The organism is Nostoc sp. (genome assembly GCF_036917355.1).
In the GTDB taxonomy this organism is placed as follows: domain Bacteria; phylum Cyanobacteriota; class Cyanobacteriia; order Cyanobacteriales; family Nostocaceae; genus Nostoc.
Window position 1 is genome coordinate 301,089 of sequence record NZ_JBALDP010000062.1, and the last position, 23,202, is coordinate 324,290.

The window sequence follows — 23,202 nt, forward strand, 5'->3', positions numbered from 1 at the left end:
TATGCAAAACCTGTCCCTAATATTAGTGCCTGTACTCGCTGCCCAGAAAGCAGCAGGTGACGGTTTAATTAAACCTCTTGGTCATCACGAGCTGCTGTTGGTGCTAGTGCAACTGTCACTATTGCTTCTCGTAGCGCGGGGATTAGGTGAGTTGATGCGCCGGATTAACCTACCGCCTGTTGTTGGAGAATTACTGGCGGGTGTGCTGCTTGGTCCTTCTCTATTTGGTTTGCTCCTTCCCGACTTACAGGCGCACATCTTTCCCAAAAGTCAAGAACAGTCTAATTTACTTTCAGTGATTTCTTGGTTAGGCGTGTTATTTTTGCTGATTGTAACGGGATTGGAGACGGATCTCAAGCTGATTCTGCGTAAGGGTAAAACGGCTCTTTTGATTTCACTGGGCGGAATTATTATCCCCTTTATCACTGGATTTGGACTGGGCTGGTTATTGCCAGATAGTTTTTTAGCCGATCCAGAAAAGCGATTGGTATTTAGTCTATTTATCGCTACAGCAATGAGTATTTCAGCAGTACCAGTAATTGCGAAAGTGCTGATGGACTTAAACCTGATTCGCCGTGACATTGGTCAAGTCACCTTAGCTGCTGGGATGACTGACGACACCATCGGCTGGATTTTACTTTCTGTGGTTTCAGGTTTAGCTAGTAGCGGCAAATTTGACCTGGGGACAATTTTCCATTCTGTGAGCGCGGCCATATTATTTTTAGCGATCGCCTTTACAATTGGGCGTACTATTGTAGACCAGATTTTGCGCTGGGTTGATGACTACGTTGGTGGCATTGCCGCTAGTATGTCGGTTGTGCTAATTCTTGCGCTCTCGGCAGCAGCACTTACCCACGGATTAGGTCTAGAAGCGGCATTAGGTGCTTTTGTAATGGGGATTCTAGCAGGTCAATCCCGCCGCTTTAGCAATGAAGCTGGGCACATGTTAGAAGTCTTTACAGCAAGCTTTCTAGCGCCAATTTTCTTTGCTTCAGCGGGCTTGAAAGTTAATTTACTCGCTCTGTTAGTCCCTCAAACGTTGATATTTGGCTTGATTGTTCTCGCTGTCGCTTGTGTGGGCAAATTTACAGGTGCTTACCTTGGTTCTCGCGCCGGCGGCTTGAGTCATTGGGAAGGTTTGGCGATGGGTTCCGGGATGAATGCTCGCGGGGCGATGGAAATTGTCGTTGCCACCATTGGTTTATCTTTGGGAGTGCTGAATCCCCAGATGTACTCGATTATTGTCATGGTAGCGATCGTCACTTCCCTAATGGCTCCACCGCTTCTGCGCTGGTGTTTGTCGAAAGTGGTTATGGGTGAAGAGGAAGCTCGACGTTTGGAGCAAGAAGAACAGGATAGCCGCAGCTTTATCAAGCAGATTCATCGTATCTTAATACCTACTAGTGGTGGCCCTAACATCCAACTGGCGGCGCAACTAGTCGGTTACATGGCTCACCAAAACTCTATAGAAGTTACATCTCTATATGCCCTGAGTGATAAGCAACCTCAAAGCAAAGCACGCCGGATGGAGGCAACCCAGGTTAAAGATACTGCTGCCGAGCAAGCTCTAGCTGCTGTCACTGAGGAAATGCAGCTACCTGCTGATACCACCTTGCAAACAAAAACGGAGTCTGGGCGTAATAAAGCGGAGGTAATTCTGAATGAAGCGAACAAAAACTATGACTTGATCGTACTGGGAGCTTCGGAACAGATCCGCCCCCAGAAAGCATTGTTTAATTTGCTTGTCGATCGGGTTGTTCAAGAATCACCTTGTGCAACGATGGTGGTGAAGTCGCATCTACCTCAACCGAAAGGCGAGATATGCAAAATCCCTCAACAACAGCTGAAAAAGATTTTGGTGCCAACGGTGGGGACAGAATATAGTAAAAATGCTGTAGAGATGGCAAGTACGATCGCAGCTCAAACCGGGGCATTAGTTACGATCGTTAACGTGATTAATTTGCCACAGGTTGAGTATATTCTTTACGAACAGCGATCGCTAGCTCCAGTCAAAGAAATTGCTCACGATATGCTCGAACAGCAAGCAGAAATTGCCCGCAATCTGGGTGCTGATGTCAAAACTTATATTCTTCAAGGAAGCAGCCCAGAAAGAGAAATCCTCAAGTTTGCCAAAACCCAGGAAGTTGACCTAATTATTCTAGGGAGTAATATCCGCATGGTTACGGGTCGCGTTTTCTTCGGTCATAGAGTCGATGCAATTCTGAGCAAAGCCCATTGTCCAGTAGCAGTAATTACTGTGCCATAAAAGTGCTGAGTGCTGTTAGCGGTAGCGGGGCTTTAGCCCGTGCTGAGTATAAACCCAGTTGCTTTAAAGCTTTGAGCAATCAACACTATCCTAATACCAATTGGAAAAAAGAATGCGACAAATAGACCATTTGTAGAGATGCGATGAATCGCGTCTTTACCCAATAATATGTTGCAATCATTAATTGAATTGGTATAACATATCCGACTACAGCTATACATTTATTTCATAGACATTGCAAAAAAGAATGTAGAGACGTAGCAGTGCTATGTCTCTACAAAGGTTCTGGATAACGCATATTTAATTTCATCAGATATCTAATGATTTGGTCTTAGCGCGAAGCTCTGGATGTTACCGATCTTTGCAAATTAGCTAGAGCGCGATTGTAATCCAAAATAGCTGCGACGCGATTACCTTCTGCTCTTGTCAGGTCATTTTCAGCATCAATTACCTCTGTTTGAGTGCCCACACCAGCTTGAAACCTCAATCTTGCTAAATTCAGAGCTTCTCTTGCTTGATTTAAGGCCACACTAGAAGTCTGCACATTATTTAAATTGGATTGCAATTGAGCATAGTACTGTTCTACATCAAAGCGAATTTGGTCGCGCTGGTTAGCAAATTGAGTCTCTGCGATCGCAATATTAGCTTTCGACTGAGCCGCCCTTGCTCTTGCTGCTCCCCCATCAAACACCGTTAGATTTCCTTGAAGTCCTACTGAATAGCCATCAGTAAGGCTGACACCATCATCATACCGATCTAGGAGATTGTAGTTTCCTGCCAAACTAACTTGCGGACCTAGCTGTGAAAGTGCCTGCCGTCGCTGTTGCTCGGAAATATTACGTTGTGCCAAATACTGTTGCAGCTCTGGACGATTTTGAAACGCTTGGACAATACTTTGTTCTACCGTCTGCTGCCAAAGACCTGCTAACTGTACGGGATCTGAGGCACTGATCTCAGCTGACTGCGATAAACTTAACAACGTGGCAAGCTGACGACGGGCAATTTGCTGCTGTGAGATTGCATTAGTAAGTAGTTGTTGGGCATTTGCTAAATTTACCTGAGCTTGCAGCACATCGAAGCGCGTACCCACTCCAGCCTGTTCTCTAGCTTGAGTATCCCGCAAACTAGCCTGAGCATTTGTCACAGCAGACCGATTAATTCTTACTTGTTGATCTGCTTGTTGCAAATCGTAGTATTGAGTGGTGGCATTCAACCTAATTGTCAAAGACTGACTTTCAACATTTAATTCATCTATCCGTAGCTGTTCCTCTGCGGCTCGGATAGTCGCTAGCGTGTTCCCAGAAGTATAGAGATTATAATTCAGTTGTGCTGAACCATTAAAAGAGGTGCTGGCTTGAGATGAATTGTTTCTAAAACCATTACCATTATTAGTCACACTACTGTTAATACCAAGAGTAGGAAATAAGCCAGCTTGAGACTCGCGTAACGCCGAGCGACTGCGTTCTAGCTGTAATATAGCTACTTGTAAGTCTCGATTGTTGCGTTTTGCGAGTTCTAAAGCTTGTGCCAAACTGATTGGTACAGTTCCCTGAATCCTTACTTCCTCCGGTTTAGTTGGAAATTGCAGAGGATTGGGATTGGGATTGAGGCGATCGGGAACTTGTACAGAGCTTGAAGAATTCTGTGCTTTTGGCGGAGTTGCTGCACTTGCTGCATTTGGAAAAAGAATCGCGAATGCGACAGTAACCCAGGTAAAATGCACGAATAATAAGCTGAAATTCATAATCTAGATATAGTAATTAATTAGGTTTTTTGAGGATATAATCAAAAGTTTTCATCCTGATTGACCTACAGAGATTTAAATCTTAAATTCCTCCTCCAAGGGTTGATCTTAACAAATTAGCCGACAATCAAACCATCCTGAACTCGGATAATCCTTTGGGTTTGAGCAGCAATATCAGGTTCATGAGTGACAATCACAATTGTGATCCCTTGGTTATTAAGTTCAGTCAGTAAACTCATTACCTCATGGGAGGTTTCAGTATCTAAAGCTCCTGTTGGCTCATCTGCCAGAACTAATGCAGGTCGGTTGACCAAAGCACGAGCGATCGCTACTCGTTGTTGTTGTCCGCCAGATAGTTGACTCGGACGGTTAGCAATGCGTCCCCCTAGTCCTACCTTTTCTAAGGCTTCTAATGCCCTTTCCCGGCGTTTTGGCTTGGGTAAGTTAGCGTAAACCATTGGCAACATGACGTTTTCCAACGCTGTTGCCCGTGCTAATAGGTTAAATTGTTGGAACACAAAACCTATCCTTTGGTTGCGGATATAGGCTAATTCATCATCATCAAAAGTCGTCAGATTTCTGCCTTCAAAAATATAGTCTCCAGTTGTCGGACGATCCAGACATCCCAAAATATTCATGAGTGTAGATTTACCCGAACCTGACGCACCCATAATTGAGACGTATTCCCCTTCCTCAATAGAGAGTTGAATTCCCTTGAGTATTGGAACACTCACTTCTCCCAAGTGATAGGTTTTAGTAATGGATTCCATCCAAATCATTGTTGGCATAAGAATTATGAATTACGAACTTGTACTGAGCGTCTTGCCCTGAGCGAAGCCGAAGTATTACGAATTACGAATTATTTAGTCACTTCTTAAAGCATTAATTGGATCTAATTTAGATGCGTTTCGTGCTGGAATCACGCCAGCGATTAAGCCAACGGTTAACGAGAGTACAAAGCCAGCAACGATCGACAAGAAAGAAATTACAAAGGGAAATTTGAAAACGTTTGCAGCCACAAAGGCTAATAAAACGCCAGTCACCATACCAATACCTCCGCCGACAATGGAAATCACGATCGCTTCGGCTAAAAATTGATTGAGAATGGCTGAATTAGTGGCTCCTACGGCTTTGCGAATTCCGATTTCCCGCGTCCGCTCAACCACAGAAACTAGCATAATGTTAGCAATACCAATACCACCAACCACTAGAGAAATTCCAGCGATCGCTACCACCATTACTGTAAATAAACCTACAATACTAGTGAAGGTACTAACAATATCAGCTTGATTGGTCAGTCGAAAATCATCAGCTTGTGGCGGATAAATGTTATGACGCAACCGTAAGAGATTGGTAACTTGAAACTGAGCGGCTTCTAACTGTTCCTGATTAGCGCCTTTGACTAGAATTCCATTTACAGAAACGCCCACCAGAGCATTGTTCCCAACTAGTCTCTTCGACATACTAGTTAGAGGAATAAAAATCTGGTCATCTCGATCCATCGGTCCCTGAGCGCCTTTAGGTTCCATCACCCCAATCACTTCATAAGCCTCTCCCTGAATCCGAATTTTCTCGCCGATCGGATTTACACCCTGTGCAAAGAGTGTTTTTTGAACTGTAGGGCCAAGAATGGCAAGCTGTGCGGCAATATCTAGTTCTTCCTGAGTAAAATATCTCCCTTGTTGGGGGTGAGTATTTCTGACTTCTGGGTAGTTCAAATCAGTGCCATAAATGGTTGTTGAGGTGTTCTGTCCTGCATAGACAACTTGAGCAGTCCGTTGGAGATAAGCAGAAACCATCTGTGCTGATGGCGCTTGTGTAGCGATCGCTTTAGCATCTTCCCAAGTCAAGGTGCTGCTAGAACCTACTCCTTGACGGACATTCCCGCTTCTTGCCGCACCAGCCAAGATTTGGATCACATCTGTACCCAATGCTTGTATCTGTTGCTCAACCCCTTTTTGTACTCCCTGACCGACAGAAGTAATGGCAATAACTGAAGAAATCCCAATAATCACGCCCAACATAGTTAGACCTGTGCGTAATTTGTTACTCCACAGAGTCTCTGCCGCCATTGTCAAGATTTCCAGCAATGGTACTGTGCGGGTATTCTTCGCTTTGTAAAAGCCCTTAAATATCTTAAACATAATGTTCTATTCAAAACTAACTTTAAGGGGAACCACCGCCTTGAGAACGACCACCACCGCCAGAACTGGCGCCTGAACGACCTCCGCCGCCACCTGCTCCTCTTCCTCCTCCTCCAGCTCCTCCGGCTCCTCCACCTCCACCTAGACCAGGGAAAACTCCTCCTCTTGGTGTTGATTGCGGACGCGATCCTGGTGGGAAACTGAGCAACACCCTTTCGTCTCCTGTCAATCCAGACTTAACTTCGGTAAAGTTATTCGCGGTGACGCCAGTCTCGATGCGAGTGAACACAGGTCTGTTATTTTTTCCTGGCACAAACACGCCTGTGGCATTTTCTTGGCGTACCACTGAGGCTGTTGGCACTACTAAAACATTTTGAACTTGACCGACTTGAAAATCTACTTCCGCATTCATCCCAGACCGCAGTAGTCTTTGAGGGTCTGAAAGTGATACTCTCACTTCAAAACTGGTGACGTTTTGCTCCACTATTGCTTGGGCAGCAATTTGGCTTACTTTACCTTCAAAGGTCTTTCCTGGGTAGGCATCTGCTTTAATCGAGACTTTTTGACCAAGGCTGATTTTGGAAATATTTGTTTCCGCTAAATTGGCGACAACTTCATTTGTGGAAGCTAAAGACAAGATTGAAGAAGAAGAAGAAGAAGCTACTTCACTACTAGCAGTTGTAGGTGTCACGAAAGCGCCTGGATCGGCATACTTCTTTGTCACCACACCATCAAAGGGTGCGCGAATGATCGTGTCATTGATTTCGGCTTGGATGTTTTGCAGCGAGCCACGAGCCGATGTTACCTGGGCGCGGGCTGCGTTAATATCTTCTTGGCGCGTTCCAGCTTTTAAGAGTGCCAAAGCTTGCTGTCTCTGCTTCACTACAGCTCGTGCTTGCTCAACGTCTTCTGGACGCGATCCGGCTTTTTGCAGAGCCAGTGCTTGCTGTGCCTCATTTACATTAGCTTGGGCGCTGTCACGATTGGAGCGGTTTTGGTTAAGAGTCTGAAGGGAAATACCGCCTGCATTGTAAAGTTGCTGATTACGAACAAAATCATCTTCTGCTTGGCGGAGGGCGGCTTGAGCGCTTTGCAAGCGTGCCTGTGCTTGGCCAATATCTTGAGAGCGATTCCCTGTTTGTACCTTTTGTAGATTCGCCTCGGCTTCGTCTAATGCTCCTTGTGATTGGGCAATATCTTGAGGGCGATTACCTGCGATCGCTTTTTGCAAATTCGCCTCGGCTTGTGCCAATTGTCCTTGAGCAGAGGTAAGTTGCCCCCGGAGGTTGGAATCATCCATGTAAGCGACAATCTGTCCTTGTTTGACGATATCTCCTTCTTTCGCCAACAGGCTTTTCAAGATGCCGGAATTTTTCGGGCTGAGGTTGATTGACCGCTCAGGCTTCACCGTTCCGTTCGCTGAAACTGTGATTGTTAAACTCTGCCTTTCTACAGGTCTTGTCAGCACCCGGCGACTGGCTTGTTGACGGGGAGCAACTGTTACTTGGTAATAAACGGCATAGCCAATTCCACCCAAAAGGCAAAGAGCAATTAGCCAAGAGAGCCAATTACGTCTGCCCTTTTTTTTCTTTACCTCTGGAACTATAACTGATGAATCTACGGTATTTGGTGTATCAATTTTCATATCCATTTTATCTATAAGGAACGGCTACCGAGCTACTTATTCACGGCTAAAACTATAGCCTGGTAGCCTAATACTGACAATGATTTTGAGTTTTTAGTGTTTTAAAGGTTTATTTGCAGTACTAATCCACTAGGAAGTCTGAAGTAATCATCACGCACTCTCACTAATCTCCCAGCAGGAACAATTTCCTGATTGGGAAGCAGAATATCTCCGTTAGGAAGTCTGAAGTAACCTTGATCGCGCAGTCTAACTATGGATCTAGAAGGAATAATTTGCCCATTGGGATATCTGATATCACCATTACCAAGTCTGACTACTCTGCCATTAAATTGGTTATCACGGTTCCAATTATCCCGATCTCTAGGGTTTCTGACTTCTACAGGATAGGATCTGCCATCACGGTTCCAATTATTATCCCTGCCTCTAGAGTTTCTGACTTCTCTAGGATTGGGTCTGCCGTCACGGTTCCAATTATTATCCCTGTCTCTAGAGTTTCTGACTTCTCTAGAATTGGATCTGCCGTCGCGGTTCCAATCTCGATCGCGATCGCCAACAACATAGGCTTTTGTCTCGGCATTTGCAGGCGCAGTCAAGAGAGTAGGAACAATTATCAGAGCAGCAGCAGCTAATACTATCGATATACGGTTTGGTTTCAACATGAAATTGACTCCTTATTTGTATTAAAGTTCTAGATTGCTGAAGTTTGAATTCAGCAATCTTTAGACAGTTGTTTTTGTTTTGGCATTAAGGTGTTTAATATTTACCTCGTCGTATAAATTCATACATAATAATTATTGCTCAAAAAGTTGAAACCGATGTATGACGAAAGTCATTAGTAATTCCAGGCTGATGTATGACCAAAGTCATCAGTTTTTTTAATGGGCATTATGCATTGGACATTGAGATTAGGGTAGAGGTGATAGGGAATAATCTGTACCCTGTAACCTCTACCCTATTCCCTTCTTCACTCCCTCTACTCCCCTACTCCCCACATCCTTTTCCCCAAGATTGCTAAGATTTTGCTGTCGTCAAGAGCGCAGATCGTTTAAGCTAGCTGAAAGATTCTTTGATTAGTGGCTTAAAGGCGGTAATGTGCCTAAACATGTTCGTTTGATTTCTCTTTTAATGGTCTGTAGTTTATGGAGTATGCCAAAAGCCGCTAACGCGCAGGCATTAATACCCCATACACTGCAACTAGATGCGACAAAGTTAGAAAAACAGGGATTGAGCTTGGCACAAGAGGCGGCTCAACTAGCTCAGTTTCAACAGGTTGACTTAGCTTTGCCACGAGCGCGGCTGGCTAGTCAACTTGCTCCTGGGAATGATAAAGTGTGGTTGCTGTTAGGTGGATTGCAGTTGCAAACGAAAGAGTTTGATGGGGCGATCGCTAGCCTGAAAAAAGCACAATCTCTCAACCCTAAAAATGGTGATATTCTGTTTGCTTTGGGTTCAGCGAATTTTCAACAGAAAAATTACCAGGCTGCTGTTGTCAATTATCAAGATGGTTTGAAATTAAAACCCAACGATCCAGAGGGTTTATTTGATTTGGGTAATGCTTACTATTTGCTGGGTAAATTGCCAGATGCGATCGCCCAGTACGATAAAGCCGTCTCCCAAGATAAAAAATTCTGGCCTGCGCTCAACAATATTGGCTTAATCAACTACGAACAGGGTAATATCCCCGAAGCGATTAAGCGATGGCAATCTGCTGTAACCCTTGAGAAACAAGCCGCAGAACCTTTATTGGCCTTAGCCGTGGCACTGTATACTAAAGGCGATCGCCAACAAGGACTAACCTTGGGAGAAGCTGCACTCCGTATCGATTCGCGCTATGCTAATTTAAATTTCCTCAAAGAAAATCTCTGGGGCGATCGTCTACTGTCTGATACGAAAAAATTCCTAGAATTACCCCGTATTCAAGCAGCCATACAGCAACGAGAAAATTCATCATCAGCGCCTACGCCTAGAAAACAGCCTACTCAATAGGAGTGGGGAGTTAGGAGTTAAAAGTTAAAAGTTAAGAGTTGGGAGTTAAATATTTCAACTCATAACTCCTAACTCCTAACTCTCTTATTACCACTTGCCTAATAGTACCTTTTCGTAGTACATCTATACTAGATAAATACAGGAACTAATCGCCCAAAAACATTTGCGGGCGAGTATTCCTGAAATAAGTCTTTAATTCTCAGTGTTCGTCTGTGGGTAGAAGTGCGATGATTTGGTCAACGAACTGTTGATGGTCAACAACTGGCTTAGAAATGTAGCCATCAGCACCGCTTTGCTTGAGAAAGTTCTCGCGATCGCCTTCCATAGCATGTGCTGTCACCAGAATCACAGGTAAGTTTGCTGTTTTTGGATCGGATTTTAACATTTGTGTAATCTTGATTCCATCAACCGACTTGCCTTGGTAAACACTTCTGGAAAGAGAAACATCCATCAAAATCAGGTCGGCTTCTCCTGATTGGGCAATTTTGATGACTTCTTCGACATTTTCAGTGTGTTTTACACCCAAGCCACCACGCTTGGACAAAATTTTGGAAAAAACACGAGCATTAATTAGATCGTCTTCGACAATTAAAACAGTTTTCATGAGAATTTTAGTTATAGAGGTGAGGAGATTCAAGAATTCCAGAATACAAAATTAAGAAATGCAATCATGATGAAAAGGAGTCAGAAGACAGAATTCAGAATACCCCAATAGTCAAGTCAGACCTAACAGTCACGGGGAAAGAAATTTTTTTCTCCACGATAGCGTAGCGTTAGCGAGTCAACGAGGGTCTTAAAATCGCTTGCTCTAAACTTCGATTCTCTATCCAGTCCTACAGAATCCAGAATGGATTCTGTTTCCTGAATTCTCAATTCCTCTTCGGTAAGTATCATGGCTACTAAGTTTATGTAGATTATACTCGTGTGCATCCTTTTTAATAGTCAATATGCATCTTCGTCATCAAGGATGATACTACTGCTTTTTCTTCTGTGACTATCAAAATTTTGTTATGAATCTCATTTCATCCGTTATGCTGTGGTTGCCGCAGTGTTGAGTTCCATCGGCTTTTGTGTAGTTAAATTTCAGGGAAAAAACTCATGGCAAAACAGTTAAACCTTCTCTCAACGGGACAGGTAATTCCAACAGCCCTGCACACCGAGATGCAACGGTCTTATCTCGAATATGCCATGAGCGTGATTGTCGGGCGAGCGCTACCAGACGTGCGTGATGGCTTAAAACCAGTGCATCGGCGCATTTTGTATGCAATGCACGAACTCGGTTTAGTACCAGATAGACCCTATCGAAAATGTGCCCGTGTAGTGGGTGATGTGTTGGGTAAATACCATCCCCACGGCGACCAATCAGTTTACGATGCTTTAGTCAGGCTGGTGCAGGATTTTTCTAGCCGCTATCCTTTACTAGCAGGACACGGTAACTTTGGCAGTGTCGATAATGACCCGCCAGCGGCGATGCGCTACACAGAAACGCGCCTTGCACCGATCAGCCATGAGGGAATGCTGACAGAAATTGGTGAAGAAACTGTGGAATTTGTCGGGAACTTCGATAATTCCCAGCAAGAACCAACGGTGTTACCTGCTCAGTTACCCTTTCTGTTGCTCAATGGCTGTTCTGGGATCGCCGTGGGAATGGCGACAAATGTACCACCCCACAACTTGGGGGAAATTGTCGATGGGTTAATTGCCCTAATCGACAATCCAGATTTGCCAGATGAAAAATTATTTGAGCTAATTCCAGGGCCAGATTTTCCCACTGGTGGGGAAATAGTTGGTGAAGCAGGAATTCGGGAAGCATATACCACAGGTAAAGGTGGAATTCTGCTGCGGGGAGTCGCGACTCTGGAGGAAATTCCAGCCGCGAGGGGAAGCAAGCGACGAACGGCAATTATCATTACAGAATTGCCTTATCAAGTGAATAAGGCCGCCTGGATTGAGAAGGTAGCGGACTTGGTAAATCAAGGACGCTTGCAAGGAATTTCCGATCTTCGGGATGAGAGCGATCGCGAAGGGATGCGGGTGGTAATTGAACTCAAACGCGATACGAATCCCCAAGAAATTCTCCAGCATTTATATCACCAAACTGCTTTACAAATGACTTTTGGGGCGATTCTCCTCGCAATCGTGGATGGACAACCCCGCCAGTTAAGTTTGCGTCAACTGTTGCAGGAATTTTTGAAATTCCGAGAAGAGACGCTGAACCGTCGCTACAATTACGAGTTGGCTAAGGCTCAAAGTCGCGTGCATTTGGTAGAAGGTTTGCTGAAAGCGCTGTCGAATTTGGATGAAGTAATTCAAATTTTGCGCCAAGCTCCCGATGGTAGTACAGCAAAAATTAATCTTTGTAGCCAACTAGATTTGAGTGAGGTACAAGGAGATGCAATTCTGGCTATGCCGTTGCGTCGCCTCACCAGTTTAGAACAGCAAAATTTGCAGCAGGAATTTGAGCAGATCAGCGAACAAATTAGTTTATTGGAGCAATTACTCAACGATCGCCGGGAATTATTGAAGGCGCTGAAAAAAGATTTGCGGTCGCTCAAGCGCAAATACAACGATCCCCGACGGACGAAAATTGGAGAGGAGCAGAAGTCTAGGGCGGAGGAGCAAAAGGGCAGAGGAGCAGAGGGGCAGAGGGGCAGAGGGGCAGAGGAGGAGGAACTTAAATCTTCTGAACCGGTAGAGGAGGCAGTTTTAGAATTTACCCAACGGGGTTATGTGCGCCGCACTCAGCCATCTGGGAGAAAGTCAAAAGCTGAAAATGGTCTACACGATAATGACTTCATTATCCAAACTGTGTTGACTGACACCGGGAAAGACTTGCTAATACTAACTGGCGGCGGCAAAGTCTATCCGGTGAATGTGGGAGAAATTCCCCCAACTACTGGACGTTCTCCACGGGGAAAACCTTTGATTACAATGCTCAGTAGTACTGCTCAAGGCGCTCAAGAAGCTGTAGTCAGCCGCTTTTTGCTACCAGAAAATCTCGCAACTAAGCAGATGATTCTTCTAACAAAACAGGGAAGAATCAAGCGTCTGTCTCTGGAAGAATTTACTAACCTGACTCGGCGCGGAATCACGATTTTGAAGCTCAAAGATGATGATGAATTGTCATTTACTCAATTTACCGCTCCAGGGGCGCATCTGATTTTAGCTAGTTCTGGTGGACGAATGTTGCGCTTTGCAGTCAATGATGAACAATTACCGGTCATGGGTCGCGCAGCAATGGGTTTACAAGCATTTCGATTATTGAAAAATCAGCAAATGGTTGGCTGTGTCACTGTCGGTAAAGATGACCAACTGCTGCTAGTTACTCAAGAAGGATATGCCAAGCGGATGGCTGCGAGTCAGTTGAGAGCAGCTAATCGCGGCGATTTAGGCACGCAAGCGCTGAAATTTGCTAGCAAAACTGACAACTTAGCTGGTATGGTGATGGCGATGCCTTCGGCAGGCTACGCCAACGCATCTGGCGAGGTAGCTTTAGTGACGAATAAGGAGCGAGTAGTGCGAATCCCTGTGGAAACAGTGCCGCTCTTAGGTAGAGATGTGAAAGGTGAAAGCATTATCCAACTCAACCGCGATGAAAAAATCATTACTGTGGCTGAAGTGCGATCGTAAATTAGAGTGATGTTCAACTTCCGACAAGCCAACTTGCAGGATTTAGAGGCGCTAATCCAACTGCGTCTCGAACTCCTGCGGGAGGCTGGCGAGATTAAAGGTAATTCTGACACCACAAACCTAGCAGAAGCAACTCGAAAATATCTTGGCGAAAAAATGCCGTCAGGTGAGTTTTTAGCTTGGGTAGCTGAAGTGGATAACCAAATTGTTGCCACTAGCGGCTTGGTATTTTTTCAACGACCCCCCTACAACGGCAATCTCTCAGGCTTAGAAGCCTACGTTATGAACGTTTATACAATTCCGATGTGGCGAGGACAAGGAATTGCTACAGCATTGTTAAAGGAAATTATCAGCTTTGTGAGAGCAACTGAGGCAAAACGCCTCTGGCTTCACACTACTGAGGATGGTAAACCCCTCTATGAGAAGCTTAGTTTTGTCTCGACTTCAAAAGAAATGGAAATTTTCTACTACTGAGTTTAATTATCAATAATTTTTATTTTAAAATCCAAAATATACTTACGGTCAAGCAATATCAATCAATTACTTAATAATTAATTTCAATAATATTATATTGTTTATCTAGTAAAAATCTAGATAACATTTCTTCTGTCTCAGTAAATCTCACTGAAGACTGATGTTTTAATTTGTATAAATAACTATTTCTATTTATGTCAAGGTCTAGAAACAAAAGTATAAAAAATGTTGCTTTTCTAAAAATATTTGTTATATTAGTTTACATAAGGCAATAAACCTTAAAAATTAAGTTTGGAGTCCTAACCATGACAAATGCAAGCACAACAAAAGTCACTACTCCTGTAATTGAAGATCGCAACGCTTGGCGTTGGGGCTTTACCCCACAAGCAGAAGTTTGGAATGGTCGCTTGGCAATGATTGGCTTTTCAGCAGCCGTTTTGGTTGAGGTTTTCTCTGGTCAAGGCTTCCTACATTTTTGGGGCATCCTATAAGTTTTAATATCAAAGATGACCTATAAAAAAAAACCTGGAGTGCTAATTCACTACCAGGTTTTTTATTTTTTGTCATTTGTCATTTGTCCTTAGTCATTTGTTTATTCACTAATGACCAATGACTAATGACTATTGACTAATTGACTACCGAATATATTCCTTGAGAACGCTGTTGCGATTTGGATGACGTAACTTGCGGAGTGCTTTCGCCTCAATTTGACGAATCCGTTCGCGGGTGACGTTGAAAATCTGTCCGATTTCCTCAAGGGTTTTCATCCGACCATCATCCAAGCCGTAACGCAGTCTAAGAACATCACGTTCGCGTGGACTGAGACTGTCGAGGACTTTTTCAAGGTCTTCGCGCAGAAGATTTTTGGAAACTTGGTCTTCTGGTGTCTCACCATCGGATTCAATAAAATCGCCCAATCGAGAATCTTCTTCTTTACCAATAGGCGTTTCTAATGAGATAGGTAACTGAGCGGATTTAGCAATGAACCGCAACTTCTCAATGGTCATTTCCATTCGAGTAGCGATTTCTTCTTCAGTGGGTTTGCGACCCATTTCTTGAGATAGCAACTTGGTAGTTTTCTTAATCCGAGAAATGGTTTCGTAAAGGTGAACTGGAAGACGAATTGTGCGGGATTGATCTGCGATCGCGCGGGTAATTGCTTGACGAATCCACCATGTAGCGTATGTAGAAAACTTATAACCTTTTTCGTGGTCAAACTTTTCAGCGGCACGAATCAAACCGAGACTGCCTTCCTGAATTAAGTCCTGGAACGACAAACCACGATTCATGTATTTCTTGGCAATTGAAACTACAAGACGGAGGTTAGATTGCACCATCTTGTCTTTCGCCCGACGACCAACATGGAGGCGATAACGAAAGGCTGGTAGTGGCAGTTGTACTGCTTCTGCCCATTCACTATCTCGAGGATCGCGATCTAATTGCTCACAGAGTCTTTCGCGGACTCTTTCTAATTCCAGCAAATCCGCTATTTTCCGCGCCAATTCAATTTCTTCGTCTGCCCGCAACAGACGAATTCTACCAATTTCTTGCAAGTAAAGCCGAATTGAATCTTCGGTATAGTGCTTTTTCTTGCTTTGTGTCCGACGACGCGATTTAGCGGCTTTTCCAGACTTTGCGTCGTCCTCATCAGACTGAGGCTCTAAAAATTCCTCGTCACCTTCATCGATGATCAGCAAGTCCTCTTCATCGTCTATTAAGAGTTCTTCTAACTCGAGCTCAGGCTGATTCATTATTTCTAGGTCAGGCTGATATATGCTTTCGAGTACGTTGTTAGCCTGGTTCATGCCGCGTTCCTCATGCTCCTTGCAGAATCAATTACTCAAGATGTGTTTAGTGCTCTTTTAAATGAGCTAATTGCCAACCGAAAATAAGCTTTTTGGCAAATTTGCCAGAGATATTTTCGGAAGTTTTACACCTCCGGTAGGAGGGTTTTTACTTTAGTTTAAGCAAATACTAAAGGTGACTTGCTCACTTTAGTAAATGTTATATGTGTTGCTATCACATATTGCTTTCAACTAACTGGTCAAAAAAAATACTTGCCTTTATCAAAAAAATTGCCACTCTATACAAATGAGTTCAGACTGTTGGCAGATTTTCGTATAAAGACTCTTCCGATTGTAGCCTGTTTCACAGAAATTGCACTCTTTTTGTGTATTAATCATGAATTCATTAAGTAACTTTCAGCTACTTTCACCAAAAAGACATTGAAAACGGGATTTATACCCTGAAATTTTTTCTCTACTTTTCGGAATTGCAGTGACGCTCTTATTACATTACGAAGTAAGTACGCTTGCTCCTGCTGAATTTCATGTATTTTACACAACATTAATTACTGAGAAAGAGTGCATTTTATGTTAACTCAGACTATTCGTCTTAACCTACCCATTTTTACATTTCCTTCATAAATTAAGCATCCCTTAGACTAAAACGGGTCTGGTCCTTGGGTAAATACAACAACGGTGGTGGTGCTTGCCTGAAAGCAGTTAACCTTCTGCGTACTACTTACCTTAACTGAGGAGTTGAGGCGGTGGCAGAATCGACCCGATCGGAGATCAATTTAGGTTTACTAATTCGGTCTTATTCACACGTTAGCGCACTGTGGCGATTTCAGCCCTATGAAACTTGACAAACTTTTCTTATTGTATACAACGATATTTTAATCAATTCAAAAACAATTTGTCCTGCGAACTTGGCAATATCGTCTTAATCTTATGCAAAAGTACATTAGATACATACGATACGATCGCGATCGCCACGGCACTACATGAAGATATTAACAAGTTTTCAGCCTTATGGTGTGTATTTCCAACACCTATTGCCTCGAACACATAGAACCCAGCAGATTACCTGACGATTTAGTTACAAAGCTTTTTTGCGTAAACCAGTTGTAAATTTCAATACTTTTGTTTCGGTAATTTTCTGTCATCTGATGATGAGAAATCCTCAAAATACTTATTAATTGCTGTTGGATAGATGGTATTCAGTTATTTTCTTAAAGCATAACAAATGTGTTTCTAGCTGGTGGTTCAAATTAATCAGTGAGTCAGAGCAAAGAGTATTATCTGGACTAACTTTCCAATAAAGTTGGTAGTTTTGCTAACAATCGAGCATTGATTGTTTCGACAATATTGACAATTGGTAAATTATATGGGTTTACAAGCAGAAAAGTTGAAGTATCTGTAGTTTGAGTAGTGTAAACTTATCACTTGTATGACAAGTCAACTTAATTTTTTTAATTAATTATTAGAGATTAATTCAAAATCACGGTGGCTTTCAAAGTTGAAAACTGGAGACTATGAACTTTGCTGAACTACCGTGGTGTTGGGGTGGTGTTTAAACTCGCAGAGAAATTAGGTGGCACAAGTACCTGGTCAACTACATGAACAATGCCGTTGCTAGCTGGGATATCAGGCTGAGTCACCTTAGCGTTGTTGACTGTGATTGAGTTGCTGGCACGATCGACTGCGATTTTAACGGGACTACCCTCAACTGTTTTAACTTCTCCAGATGTCAATTGCTGGGAGGTAATTCCTCCAGGTATGACGTGGTAGGACAGAAGCTTGACTAATTGTTGTTTGTTTGCTGGTTGTAAGAGTTGGTCTAGAGTAGCTTTTGGTAAAGCAGAGAAAGCAGCGTCAGTAGGTGCAAATACTGTATAAGGGCCTGGTGTAGCCAATTGTTCAGTTAATCCGGCAGCTTGCACTGCTTGGATGAGAGTTTTAAACTGTCCTTGACTAGCTGCTGACTTTGCCAATTCTGCTAAATTTTTGGTGGCAATAGTGGGAGTAGGAGTTGGTGTGACGGGCGGGACAGTTGTTGAAGGGACGGTTGCTGTAGGAGTTTCTACAACAGTTTGAGCGCAGGCAGACAGAGCAACTAAGCTACCGATGCCAATAATATTGAACAATGCTTTTCCTACTACGCCTTTGCTCGCTTTCATAGCTTTGTGTAGAATCCAGTTAAATAAGGAATTATTAACAATAGTTAATGAATTTGTGAATATAGTCACTCATCTAACGACATAATTTGTAGTAGTAAAAATATTAATACAAGAAATTTATAAATTACATAGTTTGCCATCAGCCAAAAGAGGTAGTTTTTACAAAAATTTTGGATATAAAGCAATACGCTTGGGTTAAAGCTAGAATTCTTTGTCAAAGTCAATTTTTTTAACGTAGACGCAAAGCGGCTTGCCGCAGGCTACCACAGAGGCGCAGAGAAGCCAGTGCGCCCTTGCGGTTCCCCGACTTGTACCCCTTCGGGGATCTTGCTACGCGCAGCGTCTCCGACAGGAGAAGCAACTGGCGCGGCACTGAGAGAAGAGAGAAATGCTTAACTGAACTGTATTGGGATATAAAGTCTTTAGTAAAATCTGTTGCAGGAATGTCAAGCAATATTTCAAAGTTAAAGATCCCCGATTTCTGTGGTAAATCGGGGATCTTAATTTTTTACGAATGATTTAGGACTGCTGAGATTAGATATCTAAATCGGTAAAGTTGAGTTTAGAGCCATAGGTTTCGATAAATTCTCGTCTGGGTGCGACCCGATCGCCCATTAAAATTGTAAAGATGCGATCGGCTTCGGCGGCATCCTCAATTTCGACTTGCTTCATTTTACGAGTTTCTGGGTTCATGGTGGTATCCCAGAGTTGTTGTGGCATCATTTCACCCAAACCTTTGAAGCGTTGGATGGTATAGTTGGCGTTAGCCGGGAATTTGGCGATCGCTTGATTTTTTTCGCGATCGCTATAGCAATATTCATGATTACGTCCCCGTTCTACTTTAAATAGTGGGGGACAAGCAATATAAATAAAGCCTTGTTCAATGAGCGCTCGTTGATATCGATAGAAGAATGTTAACAACAAAGTCCGAATGTGCGCTCCATCTACGTCAGCATCCGTCATGATGACTATACGGTGATAACGCAGTTGGGTGGAATCGAATTCGTCACCTTTAACACCTAAACCAAGTGCTGTAATTAACGATTGAACTTCGTTATTTTTATAGATTTTAGCGTCGTCGGTTTTTTCAATGTTAAGAATTTTACCACGTAGAGGCAAGATTGCTTGAGTACGGCGATCGCGTCCTTGTTTAGCACTCCCACCTGCTGAGTCCCCTTCTACGATGAATATCTCAGATTCGCTAGGGTCGCGAGAACTACAATCTGCCAATTTACCAGGTAATGGCGAAGATTCTAGTACAGATTTGCGGCGAACTAATTCCCGTGCATGACGCGCTGCTTCTGCGGCTTTGAAAGCTTGGATAGCTTTATCTAAAATTGAATCTGCTATGGCAGGATGAAATTCTAGATACTCGGTGAGGACTTCTCCCACTAAAGAATCGACAATCCCGCGAACTTCGGTGTTACCGAGTTTGGTTTTGGTTTGTCCTTCAAATTCGGGATCGGGGACTTTCACGGAAATTACGGCAGTCAAACCTTCGCGGACATGTTCGCCACTGAGGTTAGGTTCATTCTCTTTAATTTTATTGCGCTTGCGGGCGATCGCATTTAATGTCCGCGTCAGAACTGCCTTCAAGCCTTCTAAGTGCGTACCACCATCTACCGTCCGAATGTTGTTAGCAAAACCTAGCACGTTATCCGTGTAAGCATCAGTACACCATTGCAATGAGACTTCCACTTGTACATTGTTCCGTTCTCCCTGCACATAGATAATTTCTTCATGCAGTGGTTGCTTCTCACGGTTCATGTACGCAATGTACTCTTTGATCCCACCCTTGTACTCGTAGGTTTCTACCTTGGCTGTATCGCTTTTTAGTAGTTCTAAACGGTGGTCAGTAAAAGTAATTTTGACACCTGCATTCAGATATGCCAATTCCCGTAGGCGACCTGATAAAGTGATGTAATCAAATTCAATGCTAGTAGTGAATATTTGAACATCTGGCTTAAAAGTAACAGAAGTTCCTGTTCTAGCTTCCTTGTAAGGCTTGACTTGCAGTTCGCTAACTGGGACACCACGTTCATAGCGCTGAAGATGAACCTTTTTATCTCGCCAAACTGTAACTTCTACAACCTCAGATAGGGCATTAACAACAGAAATACCAACCCCGTGCAATCCTCCAGAAACTTTGTAACCACCGCCGCCAAACTTACCACCGGCGTGCAGTACCGTCATTACGGTTTCCAAAGCCGATTTACCGGTGCGCGAGTGAGTATCGACGGGAATACCGCGACCATCATCTGTTACAGTCACCGAACCATCAGCGTTGATATCCACTTCTATATGAGTGCAATGACCCGCCAAAGCCTCATCGATTGAATTGTCCACCACCTCGTAAACTAAATGGTGGAGTCCTCGCGGTCCAGTGGTACCGATGTACATTCCTGGTCTTTTGCGGACGGCTTCCAGACCTTCCAGAACTTGAATCTGATCGGCACTGTAACTGCTCGTCATGTAAACTCTCCTGATGCGTGGGGTTGAAATCGCCTAAAGGCAAATAAAAGTAAAAACACTCCAAAATTGTAACACAAAAGCCTTGCTGGCGTCTGTAGGGCATTTTCAAGAGAAGTTTATACTGGGGTTGCACTACCGTGCAATAGGAGCAGAGTAGCAGAGGGGCAGGGGAGCAGGGGAAGCAGGGGGAGATGAGGGGTCAAGGGAGAATTATTGAACAATTTTATTCCTTATGCCCAATGCCCACTACCCAATGCCCCATAACAAATGACTAATGACAAATGACTAATGACTAAATTAATTGTGATTTGTGGGGCGACGGCAACGGGGAAATCGGGTTTGGCTTTGGCTTTGGCAATGCGGTTGGGTTCTGTAATTCTTAGTGCTGATTCTCGTCAAGTTTATCGTGAATTTGATATTGGGACGGCGAAACCAACTGTAGCTGAACAAAAATTGGTGCCGCACTATCTAATAGATATCTGCGATCCAACAGACATGATGACAGTAGCAGACTATCAGGAACAAACACAAGCCTTAATTGCTTCTGTTGGTGTTACACCACTGTTTCTAGTTGGTGGCACTGGTTTATATATACGTTCGATTGTTCAAGGGATGAAAATTCCGAGAGTTGCACCACAGATGGAATTGCGATCGCAGCTTGAATCTCTCGGTCAACCACAACTCTACGCCATGTTACAACAAGTTGACCCAGTTGCAGCACAAAAGATTCATGCTAATGATTCAGTGCGGACTTTACGAGCATTAGAAGTATTTTACGTGACTGGGCATCCGATTTCAGAACAGCAAGGGGAGAATCCACCGAACTATCCAATTTTGCAAATTGGCTTAGATTGCGATGTTGAAAAGTTGGATGCTCGTATTCAACAGCGCACTGAGCAGATGATAGCAGATGGTTTGGTCGCTGAAGTGGAGTATCTTTGTCAAAAATATGGTGCTGATTTGTCTTTGTTGAATACTTTGGGCTATCAAGAAATCAAGCAATATTTGGCTGGGGATATTTCCTTAGATGAAGCGAAAGAATTAACAATTTTACATACACGACAATTTGCCAAGCGACAACGCACTTGGTTTCGAGCCTATCCACAAATTGAATGGTTTGATTCAGACGATCCTAATTTATTAGAAAAAGTTTGGCATCGGATAAATGAGTTTATAAGTTGCACAAGTTCGTGAGAATTATAAACTCATGGAAAGACGCAAAAAACTTTGCGCCTTTACAGCGCGTGTCCTAAAGAGTATCGGGATCTATGCCCATAGCCCGTAGCCTATCTGCTAGTAATTGAGTGCGTTGTTCTGCTTGTTCGGCGCGTTGTCGTTCCTGTTCGGCACGTTGTCGTTCCTGTTCGGCGCGTTCATCTCCAGTCGATAAAACATTACCATCTTGGTAGCACCAGCGTAACCAAGTATCTTGTCTCTCTTCAAATTTTCCTTCCCACAAAGTTACACCTAAACCAACTTGTTCTAACCAATTTTCTGAAGTTTCAAAGTAGCGCCTTCCTCTAAGTTCATAAACGCGCAGGACTTTTTCTCCTAATTGCTGAGTTTGATCGTATACGATGTAGTAACTAGCCCGCATTTGTTCATAAATTTTCAGTTTTTTGCCCAGTTCATCACCTTCTTTATTAGAGACAATTTCGAGGACAACTTCTGGAGGTTTGCCAAAACGCCAAACCATATAACAACGATTTTGTTTTTCCCACCAATTTTCAGGTACTTGCACATCCAAGCTAAGAAAAACATCGGGTACAATTGCAGGTTGACCGTCTGTATGGTAAATGCCGACATTAGCTGCTGCTAAAAAAGTTTGCTGCTGTAGAGTACTGTAAAGAGAGCCAACCAAAAGACGTTGTTGTTTTTCAGAAGCAAAATTGTCCACAGGTGTATCATCTTCAGTGACTAGCTGGTTGGCATCCGGCACATAGTAATCATCATCATTGATTAGAACTTCCTGAACCATGACTTTATTCAGTATTAAAAGCGTTATCTCTAGGTTAATTGATAAGGGATGAGAGGGTACGTAGTCGTTTACCTACAATAACGGTTAGATTGTGTCAAAATCTACAAATAAAGTTCTGTAGCATTAGCATGATGATTGGATACATACTGCGACAGCGTTACAAAATTATCCAAAAACTAGGAGCGGGTGGATTTGGGGAAACCTATTTGGCTGAATACCCACAGGATTTACCTGTCAGCCCCAAGTATAAATGTGTCATTAAACGGCTGATCAGACCCCCGACACCAGGCTTAGATACAGAAAAAAGGTTTAAGAAAGAAGCAGCAATCCTGTTCAAATTGGGTAAAGAACATCCGCAAATTCCTGAACTGTATGACTTTTTCGAGGAAAATAGAGAATTTTATCTTGTCCAGGAATTCATTGAAGGGCATGACCTGAGTAATGAAATAATATCAGGAAAACCGTGGAGTGAAGCTGATGTAATTCAACTTTTACAAGAAATTTTGGAGGTGTTAGCTTTTGTTCATCAACATAATGTGATTCACCGAGATATTAAGCCATTGAATTTGATGCGGCGATATCTAGATAATAAGCTTGTTCTCATTGACTTTGGAGCAATCAAAGAAATAAGCACATTTAAAGTCAATATTCAAGGGCAAATCAGCAGCACAATTACCATTGGTACTCGTGATTATATGCCAAGTGAGCAATGGGAAGGGCATCCTCAGCTTTGCAGTGATATATATGCTTTAGGAATGACAGCAATCCAAGCTTTGACTGGATTAACGCCACAACAACTGCCAAAGTCTGATACCAATTTAATATGAAGCTGCATAGAATAAAGCTTCCAGGATAAAGTTGTAAGAAGAGACAGAAATTACCTGCTCAAATGTAAGTTGGTC

18 protein-coding genes are annotated in these 23,202 nt (G+C 43.2%); 8 read left to right on the forward strand and 10 right to left on the reverse strand.

Features of this window, described 5'->3' with window-relative positions; genetic code table 11:
- The first annotated feature begins 1 nt into the window (after position 1).
- Positions 2–2,266 (forward strand): cation:proton antiporter domain-containing protein, encoded by a 2,265-nt coding sequence (locus tag V7K53_RS19670; RefSeq protein ID WP_335199148.1) that lies wholly within the window; start codon positions 2–4, stop codon positions 2,264–2,266.
- Between the two features lie 331 nt (positions 2,267–2,597).
- Here V7K53_RS19670 and V7K53_RS19675 read toward each other — a convergent pair whose 3' ends face one another.
- The 5 genes from V7K53_RS19675 to V7K53_RS19695 all read right to left on the reverse strand — a co-directional run bounded on the left by V7K53_RS19675 (position 2,598) and on the right by V7K53_RS19695 (position 8,458).
- A complete protein-coding gene (locus tag V7K53_RS19675; protein ID WP_335199150.1) occupies positions 2,598–4,010 on the reverse strand; it encodes a TolC family protein in 1,413 nt (470 codons plus the stop codon).
- Between the two features lie 116 nt (positions 4,011–4,126).
- Positions 4,127–4,798 (reverse strand): ABC transporter ATP-binding protein, encoded by a 672-nt coding sequence (locus V7K53_RS19680; RefSeq protein ID WP_292754005.1) that lies wholly within the window; start codon positions 4,796–4,798, stop codon positions 4,127–4,129.
- A 75-nt stretch (positions 4,799–4,873) separates the two neighbouring features.
- A complete protein-coding gene (locus V7K53_RS19685) occupies positions 4,874–6,154 on the reverse strand; it encodes an ABC transporter permease (RefSeq protein ID WP_442940500.1) in 1,281 nt (426 codons plus the stop codon).
- A 22-nt stretch (positions 6,155–6,176) separates the two neighbouring features.
- Positions 6,177–7,799 carry an efflux RND transporter periplasmic adaptor subunit gene (locus tag V7K53_RS19690; protein ID WP_335199176.1) on the reverse strand — a complete coding sequence of 541 codons (1,623 nt, stop codon included), beginning with the start codon at positions 7,797–7,799 and terminating at the stop codon, positions 6,177–6,179.
- A gap of 101 nt (positions 7,800–7,900) precedes the next feature.
- Entirely contained in the window at positions 7,901–8,458 is a 558-nt protein-coding gene (locus tag V7K53_RS19695; protein WP_335199151.1) for a hypothetical protein, read from the reverse strand.
- A gap of 433 nt (positions 8,459–8,891) precedes the next feature.
- On the opposite strand from V7K53_RS19695, the gene V7K53_RS19700 reads away from it, so the two are divergent.
- Positions 8,892–9,785, forward strand: a complete 894-nt coding sequence (locus V7K53_RS19700; protein WP_335199153.1) for a tetratricopeptide repeat protein — start codon at positions 8,892–8,894, stop codon at positions 9,783–9,785.
- 199 nt (positions 9,786–9,984) lie between these two features.
- On the opposite strand, the gene V7K53_RS19705 is transcribed toward V7K53_RS19700, so the two are convergent.
- Positions 9,985–10,389, reverse strand: a complete 405-nt coding sequence (locus tag V7K53_RS19705) for a response regulator (RefSeq protein WP_094353192.1) — start codon at positions 10,387–10,389, stop codon at positions 9,985–9,987.
- Positions 10,390–10,883: 494 nt separating this feature from the next.
- Between V7K53_RS19705 and gyrA the strand changes: the two genes are divergently transcribed.
- The 3 genes from gyrA to V7K53_RS19720 all read left to right on the forward strand — a co-directional run bounded on the left by gyrA (position 10,884) and on the right by V7K53_RS19720 (position 14,380).
- Entirely contained in the window at positions 10,884–13,415 is a 2,532-nt protein-coding gene (gyrA, locus tag V7K53_RS19710; RefSeq protein WP_335199154.1) for a DNA gyrase subunit A, read from the forward strand.
- A gap of 9 nt (positions 13,416–13,424) precedes the next feature.
- Positions 13,425–13,889 carry a GNAT family N-acetyltransferase gene (locus tag V7K53_RS19715; RefSeq protein ID WP_335199155.1) on the forward strand — a complete coding sequence of 155 codons (465 nt, stop codon included), beginning with the start codon at positions 13,425–13,427 and terminating at the stop codon, positions 13,887–13,889.
- 305 nt (positions 13,890–14,194) lie between these two features.
- Entirely contained in the window at positions 14,195–14,380 is a 186-nt protein-coding gene (locus tag V7K53_RS19720; protein ID WP_334702754.1) for a chlorophyll a/b-binding protein, read from the forward strand.
- A 144-nt stretch (positions 14,381–14,524) separates the two neighbouring features.
- On the opposite strand, the gene rpoD is transcribed toward V7K53_RS19720, so the two are convergent.
- A complete protein-coding gene (gene rpoD / locus V7K53_RS19725) occupies positions 14,525–15,694 on the reverse strand; it encodes an RNA polymerase sigma factor RpoD (protein WP_094353188.1) in 1,170 nt (389 codons plus the stop codon).
- Between the two features lie 892 nt (positions 15,695–16,586).
- Here rpoD and V7K53_RS19730 point away from each other — a divergent pair.
- Positions 16,587–16,742, forward strand: coding sequence for a hypothetical protein (locus V7K53_RS19730; protein ID WP_335199156.1), 156 nt, complete (start codon positions 16,587–16,589; stop codon positions 16,740–16,742).
- A gap of 478 nt (positions 16,743–17,220) precedes the next feature.
- Here V7K53_RS19730 and V7K53_RS19735 read toward each other — a convergent pair whose 3' ends face one another.
- Together V7K53_RS19735 and gyrB are read right to left on the reverse strand one after the other, a co-directional pair.
- Complete coding sequence (locus V7K53_RS19735; RefSeq protein ID WP_335199158.1) at positions 17,221–17,850, reverse strand: fasciclin domain-containing protein; 630 nt, start codon at positions 17,848–17,850, stop codon at positions 17,221–17,223.
- Positions 17,851–18,384: 534 nt separating this feature from the next.
- Positions 18,385–20,322 carry a DNA topoisomerase (ATP-hydrolyzing) subunit B gene (gene gyrB / locus V7K53_RS19740; RefSeq protein WP_335199160.1) on the reverse strand — a complete coding sequence of 646 codons (1,938 nt, stop codon included), beginning with the start codon at positions 20,320–20,322 and terminating at the stop codon, positions 18,385–18,387.
- A 288-nt stretch (positions 20,323–20,610) separates the two neighbouring features.
- Here gyrB and miaA point away from each other — a divergent pair, with 288 nt between their 5' ends.
- Positions 20,611–21,516 (forward strand): tRNA (adenosine(37)-N6)-dimethylallyltransferase MiaA, encoded by a 906-nt coding sequence (gene miaA, locus V7K53_RS19745; RefSeq protein ID WP_335199161.1) that lies wholly within the window; start codon positions 20,611–20,613, stop codon positions 21,514–21,516.
- Positions 21,517–21,571: 55 nt separating this feature from the next.
- Here the strand turns inward: miaA and V7K53_RS19750 are convergent, their stop codons facing one another.
- Positions 21,572–22,300: a Uma2 family endonuclease gene (locus V7K53_RS19750; protein ID WP_335199162.1), complete on the reverse strand. Its 729-nt coding sequence runs from the start codon at positions 22,298–22,300 to the stop codon at positions 21,572–21,574.
- Between the two features lie 128 nt (positions 22,301–22,428).
- Here V7K53_RS19750 and V7K53_RS19755 point away from each other — a divergent pair, with 128 nt between their 5' ends.
- Complete coding sequence (locus V7K53_RS19755; RefSeq protein WP_335199163.1) at positions 22,429–23,127, forward strand: serine/threonine-protein kinase; 699 nt, start codon at positions 22,429–22,431, stop codon at positions 23,125–23,127.
- Positions 23,128–23,202 lie beyond the last annotated feature (75 nt).